This window comes from Stenotrophomonas maltophilia, from assembly GCF_039555535.1.
In the GTDB taxonomy this organism is placed as follows: Bacteria; Pseudomonadota; Gammaproteobacteria; order Xanthomonadales; family Xanthomonadaceae; genus Stenotrophomonas; species Stenotrophomonas maltophilia_Q.
On sequence record NZ_CP154630.1, the window covers coordinates 3,365,376 to 3,379,716 of the forward strand.

The 14,341-nt window shown below is 66.4% G+C and carries 12 protein-coding genes; 9 read left to right on the forward strand and 3 right to left on the reverse strand.

The annotated features are described in order from the left end of the window. The first annotated feature begins 26 nt into the window (after nucleotides 1-26). From lpxB to AASM09_RS15650, 5 genes are all read left to right on the forward strand, one after another. Nucleotides 27-1,229 carry a lipid-A-disaccharide synthase gene (lpxB, locus tag AASM09_RS15630; RefSeq protein WP_100443691.1) on the forward strand — a complete coding sequence of 401 codons (1,203 nt, stop codon included), beginning with the start codon at nucleotides 27-29 and terminating at the stop codon, nucleotides 1,227-1,229. Then, nucleotides 1,226-1,897, forward strand: a complete 672-nt coding sequence (locus tag AASM09_RS15635; protein WP_049426781.1) for a ribonuclease HII — start codon at nucleotides 1,226-1,228, stop codon at nucleotides 1,895-1,897. Before lpxB ends, AASM09_RS15635 begins: the two co-directional genes overlap by 4 nt. Before the next feature lie 277 nt (nucleotides 1,898-2,174). After that, nucleotides 2,175-5,765, forward strand: a complete 3,591-nt coding sequence (dnaE, locus tag AASM09_RS15640) for a DNA polymerase III subunit alpha (protein WP_100443639.1) — start codon at nucleotides 2,175-2,177, stop codon at nucleotides 5,763-5,765. A gap of 64 nt (nucleotides 5,766-5,829) precedes the next feature. Further along, nucleotides 5,830-6,699, forward strand: a complete 870-nt coding sequence (locus tag AASM09_RS15645) for a hypothetical protein (protein ID WP_100443640.1) — start codon at nucleotides 5,830-5,832, stop codon at nucleotides 6,697-6,699. Nucleotides 6,700-6,812: 113 nt separating this feature from the next. Continuing rightward, the gene (locus AASM09_RS15650; RefSeq protein ID WP_049429544.1) at nucleotides 6,813-7,772 is read left to right on the forward strand and encodes an acetyl-CoA carboxylase carboxyltransferase subunit alpha; all 960 of its coding nucleotides are present in this window, start codon (nucleotides 6,813-6,815) and stop codon (nucleotides 7,770-7,772) included. Between the two features lie 313 nt (nucleotides 7,773-8,085). Here the strand turns inward: AASM09_RS15650 and AASM09_RS15655 are convergent, their stop codons facing one another. Beyond that, nucleotides 8,086-8,541: a CopD family protein gene (locus AASM09_RS15655; RefSeq protein WP_049426663.1), complete on the reverse strand. Its 456-nt coding sequence runs from the start codon at nucleotides 8,539-8,541 to the stop codon at nucleotides 8,086-8,088. A 149-nt stretch (nucleotides 8,542-8,690) separates the two neighbouring features. Between AASM09_RS15655 and AASM09_RS15660 the strand changes: the two genes are divergently transcribed. Together AASM09_RS15660 and AASM09_RS15665 are read left to right on the forward strand one after the other, a co-directional pair. Beyond that, nucleotides 8,691-9,281 carry a class I SAM-dependent DNA methyltransferase gene (locus AASM09_RS15660; protein ID WP_049426664.1) on the forward strand — a complete coding sequence of 197 codons (591 nt, stop codon included), beginning with the start codon at nucleotides 8,691-8,693 and terminating at the stop codon, nucleotides 9,279-9,281. 93 nt (nucleotides 9,282-9,374) lie between these two features. Beyond that, entirely contained in the window at nucleotides 9,375-10,682 is a 1,308-nt protein-coding gene (locus AASM09_RS15665; protein WP_049426665.1) for a polyhydroxyalkanoate depolymerase, read from the forward strand. A 105-nt stretch (nucleotides 10,683-10,787) separates the two neighbouring features. Here the strand turns inward: AASM09_RS15665 and AASM09_RS15670 are convergent, their stop codons facing one another. Together AASM09_RS15670 and AASM09_RS15675 are read right to left on the reverse strand one after the other, a co-directional pair. Beyond that, on the reverse strand, nucleotides 10,788-11,777 hold the full coding sequence (locus AASM09_RS15670; RefSeq protein ID WP_049426666.1) for a sensor domain-containing protein: 990 nt from the start codon (nucleotides 11,775-11,777) through the stop codon (nucleotides 10,788-10,790). After that, nucleotides 11,774-12,139, reverse strand: coding sequence for a PadR family transcriptional regulator (locus AASM09_RS15675; RefSeq protein WP_010486360.1), 366 nt, complete (start codon nucleotides 12,137-12,139; stop codon nucleotides 11,774-11,776). The genes AASM09_RS15670 and AASM09_RS15675 overlap by 4 nt, the downstream gene beginning before the upstream one ends. Nucleotides 12,140-12,359: 220 nt before the next feature. On the opposite strand from AASM09_RS15675, the gene AASM09_RS15680 reads away from it, so the two are divergent. Next, nucleotides 12,360-12,833 carry a hypothetical protein gene (locus tag AASM09_RS15680; RefSeq protein ID WP_049426667.1) on the forward strand — a complete coding sequence of 158 codons (474 nt, stop codon included), beginning with the start codon at nucleotides 12,360-12,362 and terminating at the stop codon, nucleotides 12,831-12,833. Nucleotides 12,834-12,964: 131 nt separating this feature from the next. Then, nucleotides 12,965-13,861 (forward strand): peptidylprolyl isomerase, encoded by an 897-nt coding sequence (locus tag AASM09_RS15685; protein WP_049426668.1) that lies wholly within the window; start codon nucleotides 12,965-12,967, stop codon nucleotides 13,859-13,861. Nucleotides 13,862-14,341 lie beyond the last annotated feature (480 nt).

A 14,341-nucleotide genomic window follows, 5' to 3' on the forward strand; every position in this document is an offset into this window, starting at 1 on the left:
GCGCCGCCGTGATTCCGCTGGCCTCGATGGCCGGCAGCGTTCCCGCGCAGCGGGTGCTCAGCGAGCGCCCGTTGCGGATCGCCCTGGTGGCCGGTGAGGCCTCCGGCGATCTGCTCGGTGCGGGCCTGGTGCGCGAACTGAAAGCACGCTTTCCGAATGCCGAATTCGCCGGCATCGGCGGCGATGCCATGCGCAGCGCCGGCTGCCAGACCTGGCACGACGCCAGCGAACTGGCGGTGATGGGCCTGACTGAAGTACTGCGCCACCTGCCACGCCTGTTGAAACTGCGTTCGGCGTTCCGCCAGCGTGCGCTGGAATGGCAGCCGGACGTGTTCATCGGCATCGACGCGCCCGACTTCAACCTGGGCATCGAGCGCTGGCTGAAGCAGCGCGGCGTGCGCACCGTGCACTACGTCAGCCCCTCGGTCTGGGCCTGGCGCGAGAAGCGGGCGGAGAAGATCGGCAGCAGCGCCGACCTGGTGCTGTGCCTGTTCCCGATGGAACCGCCGATCTATGCCAAACACGGCATCGACGCGCACTTCGTCGGCCACCCGATGGCCGATGACATTCCGCTGCAGGGCAACCGCGAGGAGGCCCGTGCCGCGCTTGGCCTGCCGACCTCGGCCAAGGTACTGGCAGTGTTGCCAGGCAGCCGCCTGGGCGAGATTTCGCGCCTGGGCGAACCGTTCTTCGAGGCCGCCTGGCAGGTCTCCGAACGCATCCCCGGCCTGCACGTGGTGGTGCCCGCGGCCAACCCGGCCTGCAAGCGCCTGATCGAAGAGCAGCTGTCGCGCTCAGCGCTGCCGGTGGCCTTCTCGCACGTACTCGACGGTGAGGCACGCAACGCGATGATCGCCGCCGATGTGGTGGTGCTGGCATCGGGCACCGCGACGCTGGAGGCGATGCTGGTCAAGCGGCCGATGGTGGTCGGTTACCGCGTCAACGAGCTGACCTACCGCCTGGTCAAGGCGCTGGGCCTGATCAAGGTCGACCGCTTTGCCCTGCCCAACATCCTGGCGGGCCAGGACCTGGCACCGGAACTGATGCAGCACGACTGCACGCCGGACAAGCTGGCGGCAGCCATCCAGCAGTGGTTCGACCACCCACAGCGGGTGACCGACCTGCAGGACACCTATGCCCGCCTGCACGAGCGCCTGCGCCGCAATGCCTCAGCCCGCGCCGCCGACGCAGTGGGCGAGCTGCTGATGCGCGACCAGGCCCAGGCATGAGCCGCCGCCACGCCGCAGCGGCCAGCCTGGCCCTGTTCGACGGCGCCGCCGTGGTCGAGCCGGAGCGCCTTGTCGCCGGCGTCGACGAAGCCGGGCGTGGTCCGCTGGCCGGACCGGTCGCGGTGGCAGCAGTGGTGTTCGATCCATCCCGGCCGCGCATCAACGGCCTGGACGATTCCAAGCAACTGACCGCGGCCCGCCGCGAGCAGCTGCATGACCGCATCATCGAACGTGCCCTGGCCTGGCACGTGGTGCTGGTGGACGCGGACACCATCGACCGCCTGAACATCTACCAGGCCACCCTGCAGGGCATGCGCGACGTGGTCGCAGCGGTGGCCCACGTGGCCGGCTTCGCCCGCATCGACGGCAACGTCGTGCCCAAGGGTCTGGTGCTGCCGGCGCAGGCCCTGGTCGGGGGTGATGGCATCGACCGTTCGATCATGGCCGCCTCGATCCTGGCCAAGGTCTCGCGCGACCGCTACATGCAGGACGTGCACGCCCGCCACCCCCAGTATGGGTTCGAGCAGCACAAGGGCTATGGCACCCCGGCTCACCTGGCCGCGTTGCGCCAGCACGGCCCCTGCGAGGAGCACCGCCGCAGCTTCGCCCCGGTACGGGAGTGCCTGGAAGCGCCGCAGCCGGTGGCTGCCGACATCGCGATTGCCTGAATCGTCTGAACGGCCGCTGCAACACGTCTGGAGAAGAGTCCCCCTGAGTCAGGGGGACGCGCCGACGGCGCGGGGGTCTGGAAGCATGGTGAGACGGGGCCCGCGGTTCGCCTGCGAACCGTGGGAAGCGATAGCGCGAATGCGATATCGCGTACCGTCAAGAGCTTGTCGCGCCTCCCTGCCCTCGCTACCCTGACCGGGCACTCCAGCGCTTCCCGACCCCGGCGACGATTCCCCCGTCGGCACCCGGGGCCCGCGCGCTCCAACCTGGTCCGGCATGTCCAACTCCCGCTTCGTACATCTCCACGTCCACACCGAGTTCTCGCTGGCGGACTCCACCATCCGTGTGCCGGCCAAGCCGGACCAGGCGGACCCGAAGAAGGCCAAGCAGGCCAACCTGCTGTCGCGCTCGGTCGAACTCGGCCTGCCCGCGCTGGCGGTGACCGACCTCAACAACCTGTTCGCCCTGGTCAAGTTCTACAAGGCCGCCGAAGGCGTGGGCATCAAGCCGATCGCCGGTGCCGACGTGCTGATCGCCGAGGAAGGCCAGGACCCGTGGCGGATGACCCTGCTGTGCCGCGACCGTGAGGGCTACCTGAGCCTGTCGCGGCTGCTGACCCGCGCCTGGATGGAAGGCCATCGTCCGGAAGGCGGTGTGGCCATCCACCCGGACTGGCTGAAGGCCGGCAACGCCAACCTGTTCGCGCTGGCCGGCCGGCAGAGCCTGGCCGGGCGCCTGGCGCTGGACGGCAAGCATGAACTGGCCGAGCAGCAGCTGGCCGACTGGCAGCGCGTGTTTGGCGATGGCCTGCACCTGGAACTGACCCGTACAGGCCGCGAAGGCGAGGAAACCTTCAACCAGTTCGCGCTGATGGCGGCCGGCCAGCGTGGCCTGCCGGTGGTGGCCAGCAACGATGTGCGCTTCCTGTCGCCCACCGATTTCAGCGCGCACGAAGCGCGCGTGTGCATTTCCACCGGCCGCGTGCTGGACGACCCCAAGCGGCCGCGCGAGTACAGCGACCAGCAGTACCTGAAGTCGGCCGAAGAGATGTGCGCACTGTTCGCCGACATCCCCGATGCGATCGACAACACGCTGGCGCTGGCCGAGCGCTGCAACATCGAGATGCGGCTTGGCACCTACTTCCTGCCCAACTACCCGGTGCCCGACGACGAGACCTTGGACACCTGGATCCAGAAGATGTCGCGCGATGGCCTGGAAGAGCGCCTGGAGAAGAATCCGCTGGCGCCCGGCAAGACCCGCGAAGAATACTTCGAGCGCCTGGAATTCGAGCTCAACACCATCATCAAGATGGGCTTCCCGGGCTACTTCCTGATCGTGGCCGACTTCATCCAGTGGGGCAAGAACCAGGGCATCCCGATCGGCCCGGGCCGTGGTTCGGGTGCCGGTTCGCTGGTGGCCTGGGCACTGAAGATCACCGATCTGGACCCGCTGCCGTACAACCTGCTGTTCGAGCGCTTCCTGAACCCGGAACGCGTGTCGATGCCCGACTTCGACATCGACTTCTGCATGGACCGCCGCGACGAGGTGATCGACTACGTCGCGCGCAAGTATGGGCGCGAGCGCGTAAGCCAGATCATCACCTACGGCACCATGGCCGCCAAGGCGGTGGTACGCGACTCCGGCCGCGTGCTCGGTTTCCCCTACGGCCTGGTCGACGGCGTTTCCAAGCTGATCCCGAACATCCTCGGCATCCACCTGAAGGATGCACTGGGCAAGGGCAAAGAAGGCCCCAGCTCGGAAATGGCCTCGCCGGAGCTGATCCAGCGCTACGAGACCGAGGACGATGTCCGCGACCTGATCGACCTGGCGCTGCAGCTGGAGGACCTGACTCGCAACGCCGGCAAGCACGCCGGTGGCGTGGTGATCGGGCCCGAACCGCTGAGCGAGTTCTGCCCGCTGTACGCCGAACACGACGAGAACGGCCTCGGTAAGAACCCGGTCACCCAGTTCGACAAGAACGACGTGGAAGAAGTGGGCCTGGTGAAGTTCGACTTCCTCGGTCTGCGCACGCTGACCATCATCGACTGGGCGGTGAAGGCGATCAACAAGCGCCACGAACGCGCGGGCATTCCGCCGGTGGACATCGCCGCGATTCCGCTCGACGACACGCCCACCTACAAGGACATCTTCGCCAACGGCAATACCGGCGCGGTGTTCCAGTTCGAATCCTCGGGCATGCGCCGCCTGCTGAAGGACGCGCGCCCCGACCGTTTCGAAGACCTCATCGCGCTGGTGTCGCTGTACCGCCCCGGCCCGATGGACCTGATTCCCTCCTTCAACGCGCGTAAGCACGGCCAGGAAGAAATCATCTATCCCGATCCGCGCACCGAAGCGATCCTGAAGGACACCTACGGCATCATGGTGTACCAGGAGCAGGTGATGCAGATGGCGCAGATCGTCGGCGGCTACTCGCTGGGCGGCGCCGACCTGCTGCGCCGTGCGATGGGCAAAAAGGTGCCGGCCGAAATGGCCAAGCACCGCGAGATCTTCCGCGAGGGCGCGGCCAAGGACGGCGTGGACGAGGCCAAGGCCGACGCCATCTTCGACCTGATGGAGAAATTCGCCGGCTACGGCTTCAACAAGTCGCACGCCGCTGCCTATGCGCTGGTCAGCTACCAGACCGCGTGGCTGAAGCGCCATTACCCGGCCGAATTCATGGCCGCGACGCTCTCGTCCGACCTGGACAACACCGACAAGGTGGTCGGCTTCCTCGACGAAGTGCGCAACCTCGGCCTGACCGTGCTGCCGCCGAAGGTGAACCAGTCGGCCTTCATGTTCGAAGCGGTCACCCCGGACACCATCCAGTACGGCCTGGGCGCAATCAAGGGCGTGGGCCAGGGTGCCTGCGAGGCGGTGGTCGAGGAGCGGCTGAAGGGCGGCCCGTTCAAGGACCTGCTCGACTTCTGCACCCGCGTCGGCTCGGCCAAGCTCAACCGGCGCACGCTGGAAGCGATGATCAACTGTGGTGCGCTGGACGAGCTCGGCCGCAACCGTGCCTCGCTGATGCTGCAGCTGCCGGAAGTGATCAAGGCCACCGACCAGATGGCGCGCGAGCGTGCGTCCGGGCAGAACTCGCTGTTCGGCGGCCCGGACCCGAGCGCGACCACGATCCAGCTGGACCTGCCCGAGGCCGAGGAATGGCCGCTGCTGCAGCGCCTGAACGGCGAGCGCGACACGCTGGGCTTCTACCTCAGCGGCCACCCGTTCGATCCCTGGCGTGACGATGTACGCGACCTGGTCGGCAACGACCTGGGTTCGGTGGAGAAGATCTGGAGCGCCAACAGTGGTGGTGGCGGAGGCGGCGAAAAGCGCTGGCGCCCGGAAGTACAAACCGTGCTGGCCGGCCAGGTGGTCGGTGTGCGTCGCAAGGGCGAGAGCCAGATCTTCATCCAGCTGGAAGATGGGCGCGGGCGCGTCGAGTGCAGCGCGTTCTCCGACACGATGGCCGAGTTCGGCCACCTGATGACCAAGGACCGCATCCTGGTGGTCAAGGGCGGCCTGCGCGAGGACGAGTTCAACGGCGGCTACGCACTGCGCATCCGCCAGTGCTGGGACTTCGATGAAGTCTGCGCCAACTACGCCACGCGGCTGTCGCTGCGCCTGGACCTGCGCCAGCAGCGCCCGGTCTGGGAGCGCGTCAATGCCCTGCTCGACCGCCATCGCCCCGGACGCACCCCCCTGCGCCTGGACCTGCTGCTGAAGGGCCCGCAGGGCGGCGTGGCCGGCATGCTCGACGTGTCCGGGCAGAGCGCGGTGCGCATCGACTCCAAACTGATGGAGGCGCTGCGCGCCGACCCGGCCGTACGCACGCTGAAGGTGCGCTACAGCCCACCGTGGGCCAGCTGAAGCTGGCTCCCCGGTTTTCCTGAACCCCCTGTTTCCCCGTTCCAAGTATCAAGGACGATTGCCGATGAAGACCCTGCTGTTCCCGTTTGCCGCCGCACTGGCCCTGGCCGCCTGCTCGCCGTCGAAGATCGAGTTCCAGATCGACAACCCGACCGACACGCCGCTGGCGCTGAGCATCGATGGCAAGGACCTGCCGGTGGCCGCACAGGGGTCGCGCCCGATCTCGCTCGCCGTCGGTGAGCACCGCCTGCACACCGACAAACTGGGCGACGTGCGCTTCATCGTCTACGTCGATGGTCGCGGTGGCCTGATCAACCCGACCCTGAGCGAGTACGTGGTCGCCCGCGAGATCTACGTCACCGACGAGAGCAAGCTGAAGAACTTCGGCACCGGCAAGGCCGGCATCGAGCTGGGCGGCGTCGACTTCGAAGGCCCGTTCGAGAAGCACCACGAACTGTTCATCGACAAGTCCTGGACCTACGGCGTGCGCGAGCCCTTCCCGAAGGAAAAGGTCGTGGCCCACGTCGACTCCAGCGGCGGCCAGATCGTGGCCAAGGTGTTCACCGCCCCCGACTTCATCGCCTACGTCGAAGAAGGCATGGGCGAGCCCGGCGCGTTCAAGCGCGAACAACCGGCCGGCTACGTGGCCCCGAGCTACAGCCTGGAACCGGCCCCGGCCAGCCTGCCGGCGCTGGTGCCGGCCTTCGAAGCCCACGCCGCGCCGCTGCGCGAGGTCTATGCGCGCTGGCTGAAGGCCACCACCGCTGATGAACAGAAGGCCCTGCGCAAGCAGGACTTCGCCGCGCAGATGGCCTTCACCTCGGCCACCGCCACCCTCGGCAGCGGGCTGGGCCGGGAGGCCAACGAGGCCTACAACGACTTCGTCTCCCAGCGCAGCCAGCTGATGGGCCGCAGCGCCCTGGTGGTGCCCTGAGCTGACTGGCGCCCCCTGCCCGGCTGCGCTACCGTCGCCTTCCAGACGAGGGCGTACGGGTGGTTTGCACGCATTCGGCTAGAATTCCCCTCTTCTTTACACGACGGCTTCCGATGAATCCGAACTACCTCGACTTCGAGCAACCCATCGCCGACCTGGAAGCCAAGATCCAGGAGCTGCGCAACGCCAGTGCCGGGCCTGCGGTCAATGTCGAGGCGGAAGTGCATGCGCTGCAGGACAAGCTGCGCATGCGCACCGCGCAGATCTTCCGCAACCTGACCTCGTGGCAGGTGCTGCAGCTGGCCCGCCACCCGTCGCGTCCGTACACCGCCGACTACATCCGCGTCATGTTCGATGAGTTCCAGGAGCTGGCCGGTGATCGCGCCTTTGCCGACGACAAGGCCATCATGGGCGGCCTGGCCCGTATCAATGGCCGTTCCGTGATGGTGATCGGCCACCAGAAGGGCCGCGACACCAAGGAAAAGATCAAGCGCAACTTCGGCATGCCCAAGCCGGAGGGCTATCGCAAGGCCCTGCGCCTGATGAAGATGGCCGAGCGTTTCGGCCTGCCGGTGCTGACCCTGATCGACACCGCCGGCGCCTGGCCGGGTATCGACGCCGAATCGCGCGGCCAGTCCGAGGCGATCGCACGCAACCTGATCGAGATGGCCGAACTGAAGGTGCCGATCATCTGCACCGTGATCGGTGAAGGCGGCTCCGGCGGCGCGCTGGCGCTGGGCGTGGGCGACCGTACCGTGATGCTGGAGTACGCGGTGTACTCGACCATCACCCCGGAAGGCTGCGCCTCGATCCTGTGGAAGGACGCGGGCAAGGCCAAGGACGCTGCCGAGCAGCTGGGCCTGACCGCCCCGCGCCTGAAGAGCCTGGGCCTGGTGGACAAGGTCGTGCGCGAGCCGACCGGTGGCGCTCACCGCAACCCGACGCAGATGGCCAAGCGCCTGAAGGCCGTACTGCTGAACGAACTGGATGCGCTGGAAAAGCTGACCACCGAGCAGCTGCTGGAGCAGCGCTACGCGCGCCTGCGCAGCTACGGCACGTACGAAGCCGCCTGATTCATCGGCGTGTTACTTTCTTGCTCGTGCAAGAAAGTAACCAAAGAACACGCCGCCGAACGCGAGCCGGTGCCACGCACCGGTTCCCTGCGCTTCTCGGTGAATCAGGGGACGGCGCCGAACTCGCTGCGCTCAGACATCGGCGCCTCTTCGCCCCTGTTTCACCTGCGATGCTCGGCTCGCTCATGGCGGACCTGAACATCAAAAGCCACAGCTGCACCCAGTAGATCCACGCCATGCGTGGATGCTTCTGCTTTGGCGAAGAATCAAGCGAACCCGTAGAGCCAAGCATGGCTCTACGGATAATGGACTGTCAGAACGGCTTGGCCAGCACCAGCCACACGATCGGAATGAACGCCAGCAACGGGATCTCGTTGATCCAGCGCAGCGCGCGCGAAGACGGCAGCGCGCGGCCCTTGGCCACGCCCTTCAGCAGGCGACCGATCCAGATGAAGTACGCCAGCAGCACCACCACCAGCCCCAGTTTGGCATGCAGCCAACCGGCGCCGCCCGGCGCGACCATGGTCGGGAAATCCGGAATGACCCTGTAGCCCAGCCACAGCACCAGGCCCAGCAGGAAGGCCAGGCCGAACATCGAGTGACCGAAGCGGTACAGGCGCAGCCCCATCAGTTGCAGGCGCTCGGTCACGGCCGGCTGGCCTGCGGTCTCGGCCAGGTTCACCAGGATGCGCGGCAGGTAGAACACCGTCGCCATCCAGGCCACCACGAACACGATGTGGAAGGTCTTGACCCAGTAGTAGCTCTGCATGCGCTCGCTCCGGCGGCTGGCGTAGGTTGGCAGCCATTCTCGCATGCCGTGGCCGGCCCTCTCCGCGTGCCGCCGCCGCGACGGATCGACGCATGGCGCGCCGCAACGCCGTACGATAGGCGCCGTTTTCCCGACCGCACGACGCCTGCATGGACAAGACCTACGACGCCGCCTACTTCCAGCGCTGGTACCGCCGCGCCGATATCGGCGGCAGCGCCCGCCTGGCGCGCAAGGTGGCCCTGGCCGTGGCCAGCGCCGAGTACTATCTGGAGCGACCGATCCGCAGCGTGCTGGACATCGGCTGCGGCGAAGGTGCCTGGCGCGCACCGCTGCTGAAGCTGCGTCCGAAGGTCGAATACCTCGGCTTCGACAGCAGCGAGTACGCTGTGCGCCGCTACGGCCGCACCCGCAACCTGCACCTGGCCGGCTTCGGCGACTTCGCCTGGCTGCGGCCCTGCGCCCCGGTCGACCTGCTGGTGTGCTCGGACGTGATGCACTACGTGCCCGACCGCGAGCTGCGCGCCGGACTGGCCGGCGTGGCCGAGCTGGCCGGCGGTGTGGCCTTCCTGGAGACCTTTGCCGCCGAGGACGAGTTCGACGGCGACCACGAGGGCTTCCAGGCCCGCCCGGCGCGCTGGTACCGCCGGACGCTGGGGCGGCACGGCCTGCAGCCGGTGGGGTCGCACTGCTGGCTGGGCCCCGCCCTGGCAGGCGATGCGGCGGCGCTGGAACGGATGTGAATCCGGATTCATTATTTTCAGCCAACTTAACCTGCGGGACACCCGGATGGGATATGCTGCGCGGCAACATATGACCATACATATTCGGTCGTCATGCTCTATCAACTGCACGAACTGACCCGCAACCTGCTCGCCCCCTGGGTGCACCAGGCCCAGGCCAACGCCAGGTTCTTCGCCAACCCGGGCCACTGGTGGTCGCAGATGCCGGGTGCCGATCGCCTGGCTGCGGTCAACGAGTTGTTCCATCGCATCGGCAAGGATTACGAGAAGCCCGAATGGGGCATCAACGAAATCGATGTCGATGGCGAACGCGTGCCGATCGTCGTGCACGAAGAAGTGAGCAAGCCGTTCTGCAAGCTGCTGCGCTTCAAGCGCCACAGCAATGAAGCCGACCAGCTGCACACCATGCTCAACCAGCCGTTCGTGCTGGTGGTGGCGCCGCTGTCCGGCCACCACGCCACCCTGCTGCGCGATACCGTGCGCACGCTGCTGCGCGACCACCGCGTGTACGTCACCGACTGGGTGGATGCGCGCATGGTGCCGGCCAGCGAAGGCGAATTCGGCCTGGACGATTACATAGCCTACATCCAGGAATTCATCCGCCACCTCGGCGTGGAGCGCCTGCACGTGGTGAGCGTGTGCCAGCCGACCGTACCGGTGCTGGCCGCGGTTTCGCTGATGGCCAGCCGTGGCGAAGCGACGCCGCGCACGCTGGTGATGATGGGTGGCCCGATCGATGCGCGCTGCAGCCCGACCGCAGTGAACAACCTGGCCACGCAGAACCCGCTGTCGTGGTTCGAGAACAACGTCATCCACACCGTGCCGGCCAGCTATCCCGGCGCCGGCCGTCGCGTGTATCCAGGCTTCCTGCAGCATGCCGGCTTTCTGTCGATGAACCCGAGCCGCCACTTCAGTTCGCACTGGGATTTCTACACCGACCTGGTCAAGGGCGACCTGGAAGACGCCGACGCGCACCGTCGTTTCTACGACGAGTACAACGCGGTGCTGGACATGCCCGCCAAGTACTACCTCGATACCATCCGCGTGGTGTTCCAGGACTTCCTGCTGCCGCGTGGCGAGTGGGTGGTCAACGGCGAGAAGGTCGATCCGTCGGCGATCCGCGATACCGCGCTGCTGAGCATCGAAGGCGAGCTGGACGACATCGCCGGCCTCGGCCAGACCGAAGCCGCGCAGGCGCTGTGCACCGGCATCACTGCGGACCGCCGTGAGCATTTCATCGTCGAAGGTGCCGGCCACTACGGCATCTTCAGCGGCCGTCGCTGGCGCGAGGTGGTGTACCCGAAGGTGCGCGACTTCTTCGCCGCGCATGCCGAAGCACCGGCGGCGAAGGCGACGAAGAAGAAGAGCAACGTCACCCCGCTGCGTCGAAAGGCGGGGTAACTCGCCCTGGTAGATGCCAACCTTGGTTGGCGCTCTACCATGAATCCCGGTGTCTGATGGATCGTGCCAACCAAGGTTGGCACCTACCAAGGCACCGACTCCTGCTTACAACCGCACCAGCAGGTTCTTGGCGATCAGCCCGTGCAGCTTGCCGATGCCGCGTGCCAGGTGCATCGTCAGCAGCAGCAGCAGCGCGCCCGCCGCAGCAACCGCGATCGCCACCAGCGGCGAGGCCGCCATCGGCAGCACGTTCACGTCGTTGATGTACACGCCGGGGATGTCACCACTGAAGATCGCTGCAACCGGCGCCCAGATCAGGCTCAGCGACAGCGACAGCAGCGTCACAGCAATGGTGAAGTAGATGACGCCCAGCGGCAGCATCAGCACGAAGTACAGCAGCGTCAGCCAGGTGCGGCCATCGGTGAACATGTCGCCGATGCGCTGCAGCCAGCTGCGGCTGCGGTCGGTGTAACGCGGACGGCGCGGCATGCGCTCGCCCAGCAGCGCTTCCACCAGCCGCCCTTCCAGCAGCGCCAGCCCGCGCACCGAGCCGAAGAACAGCACGGTCAGCGGAATGCCCACGATCAGGATCAGCAGGCCCAGCGACAGCGACAGGCCGGTCACCACCCAGGTGAAGAAGAAGATGCCGGTGGCCAGCGACAGCAGCATGTAGAACAGCGCACCGTAGGTATGCGGATCGGCCACCACGCCAAAGAAGCGCGCCAGCAGCGAGCGTTGCACCGGCGCCGGCGGCGGTGCGGCCGGCTCGACGCCACTGGCTTCGGCCGCCGCACGCAGTACCGGCGCGGTATCCGCACGCGGCGTACGCAGCGCGCGGTTCACCGTCACTTCGGTCTCGCGGTAGATCTCGGCCACTTCGTCCGGCGCGCCGTAGCTTCCGGCCACGTCGGCGATCACCTCGGCCTCGCTGCGACCGGGCTGCGCGGCCAGCTCCGAGCGCAGGTACTCCTCGGCGTCGTACAGCGCGTCCTGCACCATCGCCGGGTCGGCGTCTTCCAGCGCCGCGCGCAGCTGCGCCAGGTACTGCGGGATGGTGGTCGGCAGGGCGCGGCCTGCCAGGTTCGGGTCGTTCATTGCGGTACCCCCTCCAACACGGAATCGACGGAATCGCGGGTGGCCTGCCAGGCCTGGCGCCACTGCGCCAGCACGTCACGGCCACGTTCATTGATGCGGTAGTAGCGTCGCGGCGGCCCGCTGCTGGACGGCTCCACATGGCTTTCCAGCAGGCCGGCGCCTTCCAGGTTGCGCAGCACCGGGTACAGCGCGCTCTGCTTGCCGCTCAGCACACCCTCGCCCACGCGCTCCAGTTCCTTGGCGATCAGGTAGCCATACAGCGGCTCGCCGGCCCGGGCCAGCACCGCCAGCAGGGCCAGCGACACCGTTCCGGCGCTCAGCTCCTTCTGGAACTTCTTCAGGTGGACATCGTCCTCGGACATGGCCGGCCCTCCACTACGTTGAAGTCCACAGTAGTGCGAAGTTCGGTATAGCGAATGTGTCGTTAGTCACTCTGCCGGTTGGCGAGGGCCGGATGACCACCTGGCCGGCAGGCCCATTGGCTTGCTTGCCCCTCTGCGAACCGCGGCATACCGTCACCTTCCAACAGCGCAGCGGCTGATCCAGCTCCTGCGAGCACGACGGTCCCGGGAGTATCCACTTATGACTGAGTTTTATTATTGCGACTTCTGGTTTGGCGCAAAGAAGTCCGCCCGAAACATAATCAGTGAATCCGAAGCCCAATCGAGACATGAGAGCCAGGCTCGCTATACGGTTCTCGTTGGCTCCCCCACCACGCCATCGGCGATTGTCGATGTGCTGTTGGACAAAGACATGATTGGCGTCGACTTTCTGGATGAACATCTAAGGGAGCGCCTGACGTATCAGTTCCAGCAGGTAGCACCGGGAAATCTGTTCCTGAGCATGGCGGTACATAGAACGTTCGATGAGAAGAGTGACAGCATTGCCGAAGGGACCAGCTACCTCTTCAATGAAGATGGTCGGCTTACGATAACCAGGGAGAATTTCTCGCCTCATCATCTGGAAGAGTCTTCAACTACGCACGATCCGACAGGCAACTATGAACCTGTTCCTGTCTTCGGCCATTACTCCGGTCTAATTGCAGAAGAACGATAGGCGTTGATGCCAGACCCATTGGATCGTCCAAGAGGCGGCGCGCAGGCTGACGCGAATGCCCCCGCATGTCACTTGGCGATACGGTATCTCGTCGCGCAGAATCGAAGCCTTGTTCATGTTCCGGGGTTCCCATGCCGCACCGTCGTCGCCTTGCCCTGACCGCCCTCGCCTGCCTGCTGCCCGCCATGGCCAGCGCAGCCACGCCCTACCGCAGCCCGCAGCAGATCCTCGATGCCTCGGCGGCCAGCGACTGGCGCACCCCGGACCCGGCCAACCTGCTCTACATGGACCTGCCTGCCGGGCGGGTGATCATCGAGCTGGCGCCGCAGTTCGCCCCGCGGCACGTGGCCAACATCCAGACCTTCGCGCATGAGCACTTCTGGGACGGCACCAGCATCTACCGCTCGCAGGACAACTTCGTGGTGCAGTTCGGCGACGCCGACGCCGATGACGCGGCCAAGGCCAAGCCGTTCGGCAGCGCCGCGCGCAAGCTGCCGGCCGAGTTCGAGCGCGCCAGCGCTGGCCTGAAGGTCAGCGTGCTGCCGGATCGCGATGGCTGGGCCGCGCAGACCGGTTTCATCGACGGCTTCCCGGTCGGCCAGGATCCGCAGGCCGGCAAGGCTTGGCTGGCGCATTGCTACGGCATGCTCGGCGCCGGCCGCAGCAACGAGGAAGACAGCAGCATCGGCGCCGAACTCTATGTAGTGACCGGCCAGTCACCGCGTCAGCTGGACCGCAACATCACGCTGGTGGGTCGCGTGCTGAAGGGCATGGAACTGCTCAGCGCGACGCCGCGCGGACCGGCGCCGATGGGCTTCTACACCGACCCGACGCTGCGCACGCCGATCGTGTCGATCCGCCGTGCCAGCGATGTGCCGGTGGCCGAGCGCACGCCGATCCAGGTGCTGCGTACCGATTCGAAGACCTTCGCCGATACGGTGGAGGCGCGGCGCAATCGCGTGGATGATTTCTACAAGCGCCCGGCGGGGCATATCGATCTTTGCAATATTCCGGTGCCGGTGCGGTAGGAGCCTGGCTTGCTGCGCGTTGCGCGTGCTGAAGGTACGTCACTGTTCATGGGCGTTACTTTTCTTTGTACGCAAAGAAAAGTAACCAAAAGAAACGTTCCGCCGGCCGCGAGCCGGTGCTGCGCACCGGTGCCCTGCGCTCCTCGGCCCGTCGAGGGACGGCGCGGAGAGCAGCCGAGCATGGCTCGGCTCTACAAAAGTGCGTGGCGCCTCTTCGCCCTCGCCGGACCTGCGGTGCTCGGCTCGCTCAAGGCGGACTGGAAGGTCAAGATCAACAGCAAGAGCATCCACGCATGGCGTGGATCTACTGGGTGCAGCTGTGGCTCTTGACCTTGGGTCCGCCTTGAGCGAGCCGAGCATCGCAGGGGAATCAGGGGCGAAGAGGTGCCGATGTCTTGTAGAGCCGACTGTTAGTCGGCTGACCTCTGCACACCGTCCCCTGATTCACCGAGAAGCGCAGGGGACCGACGTGCGAAGCGC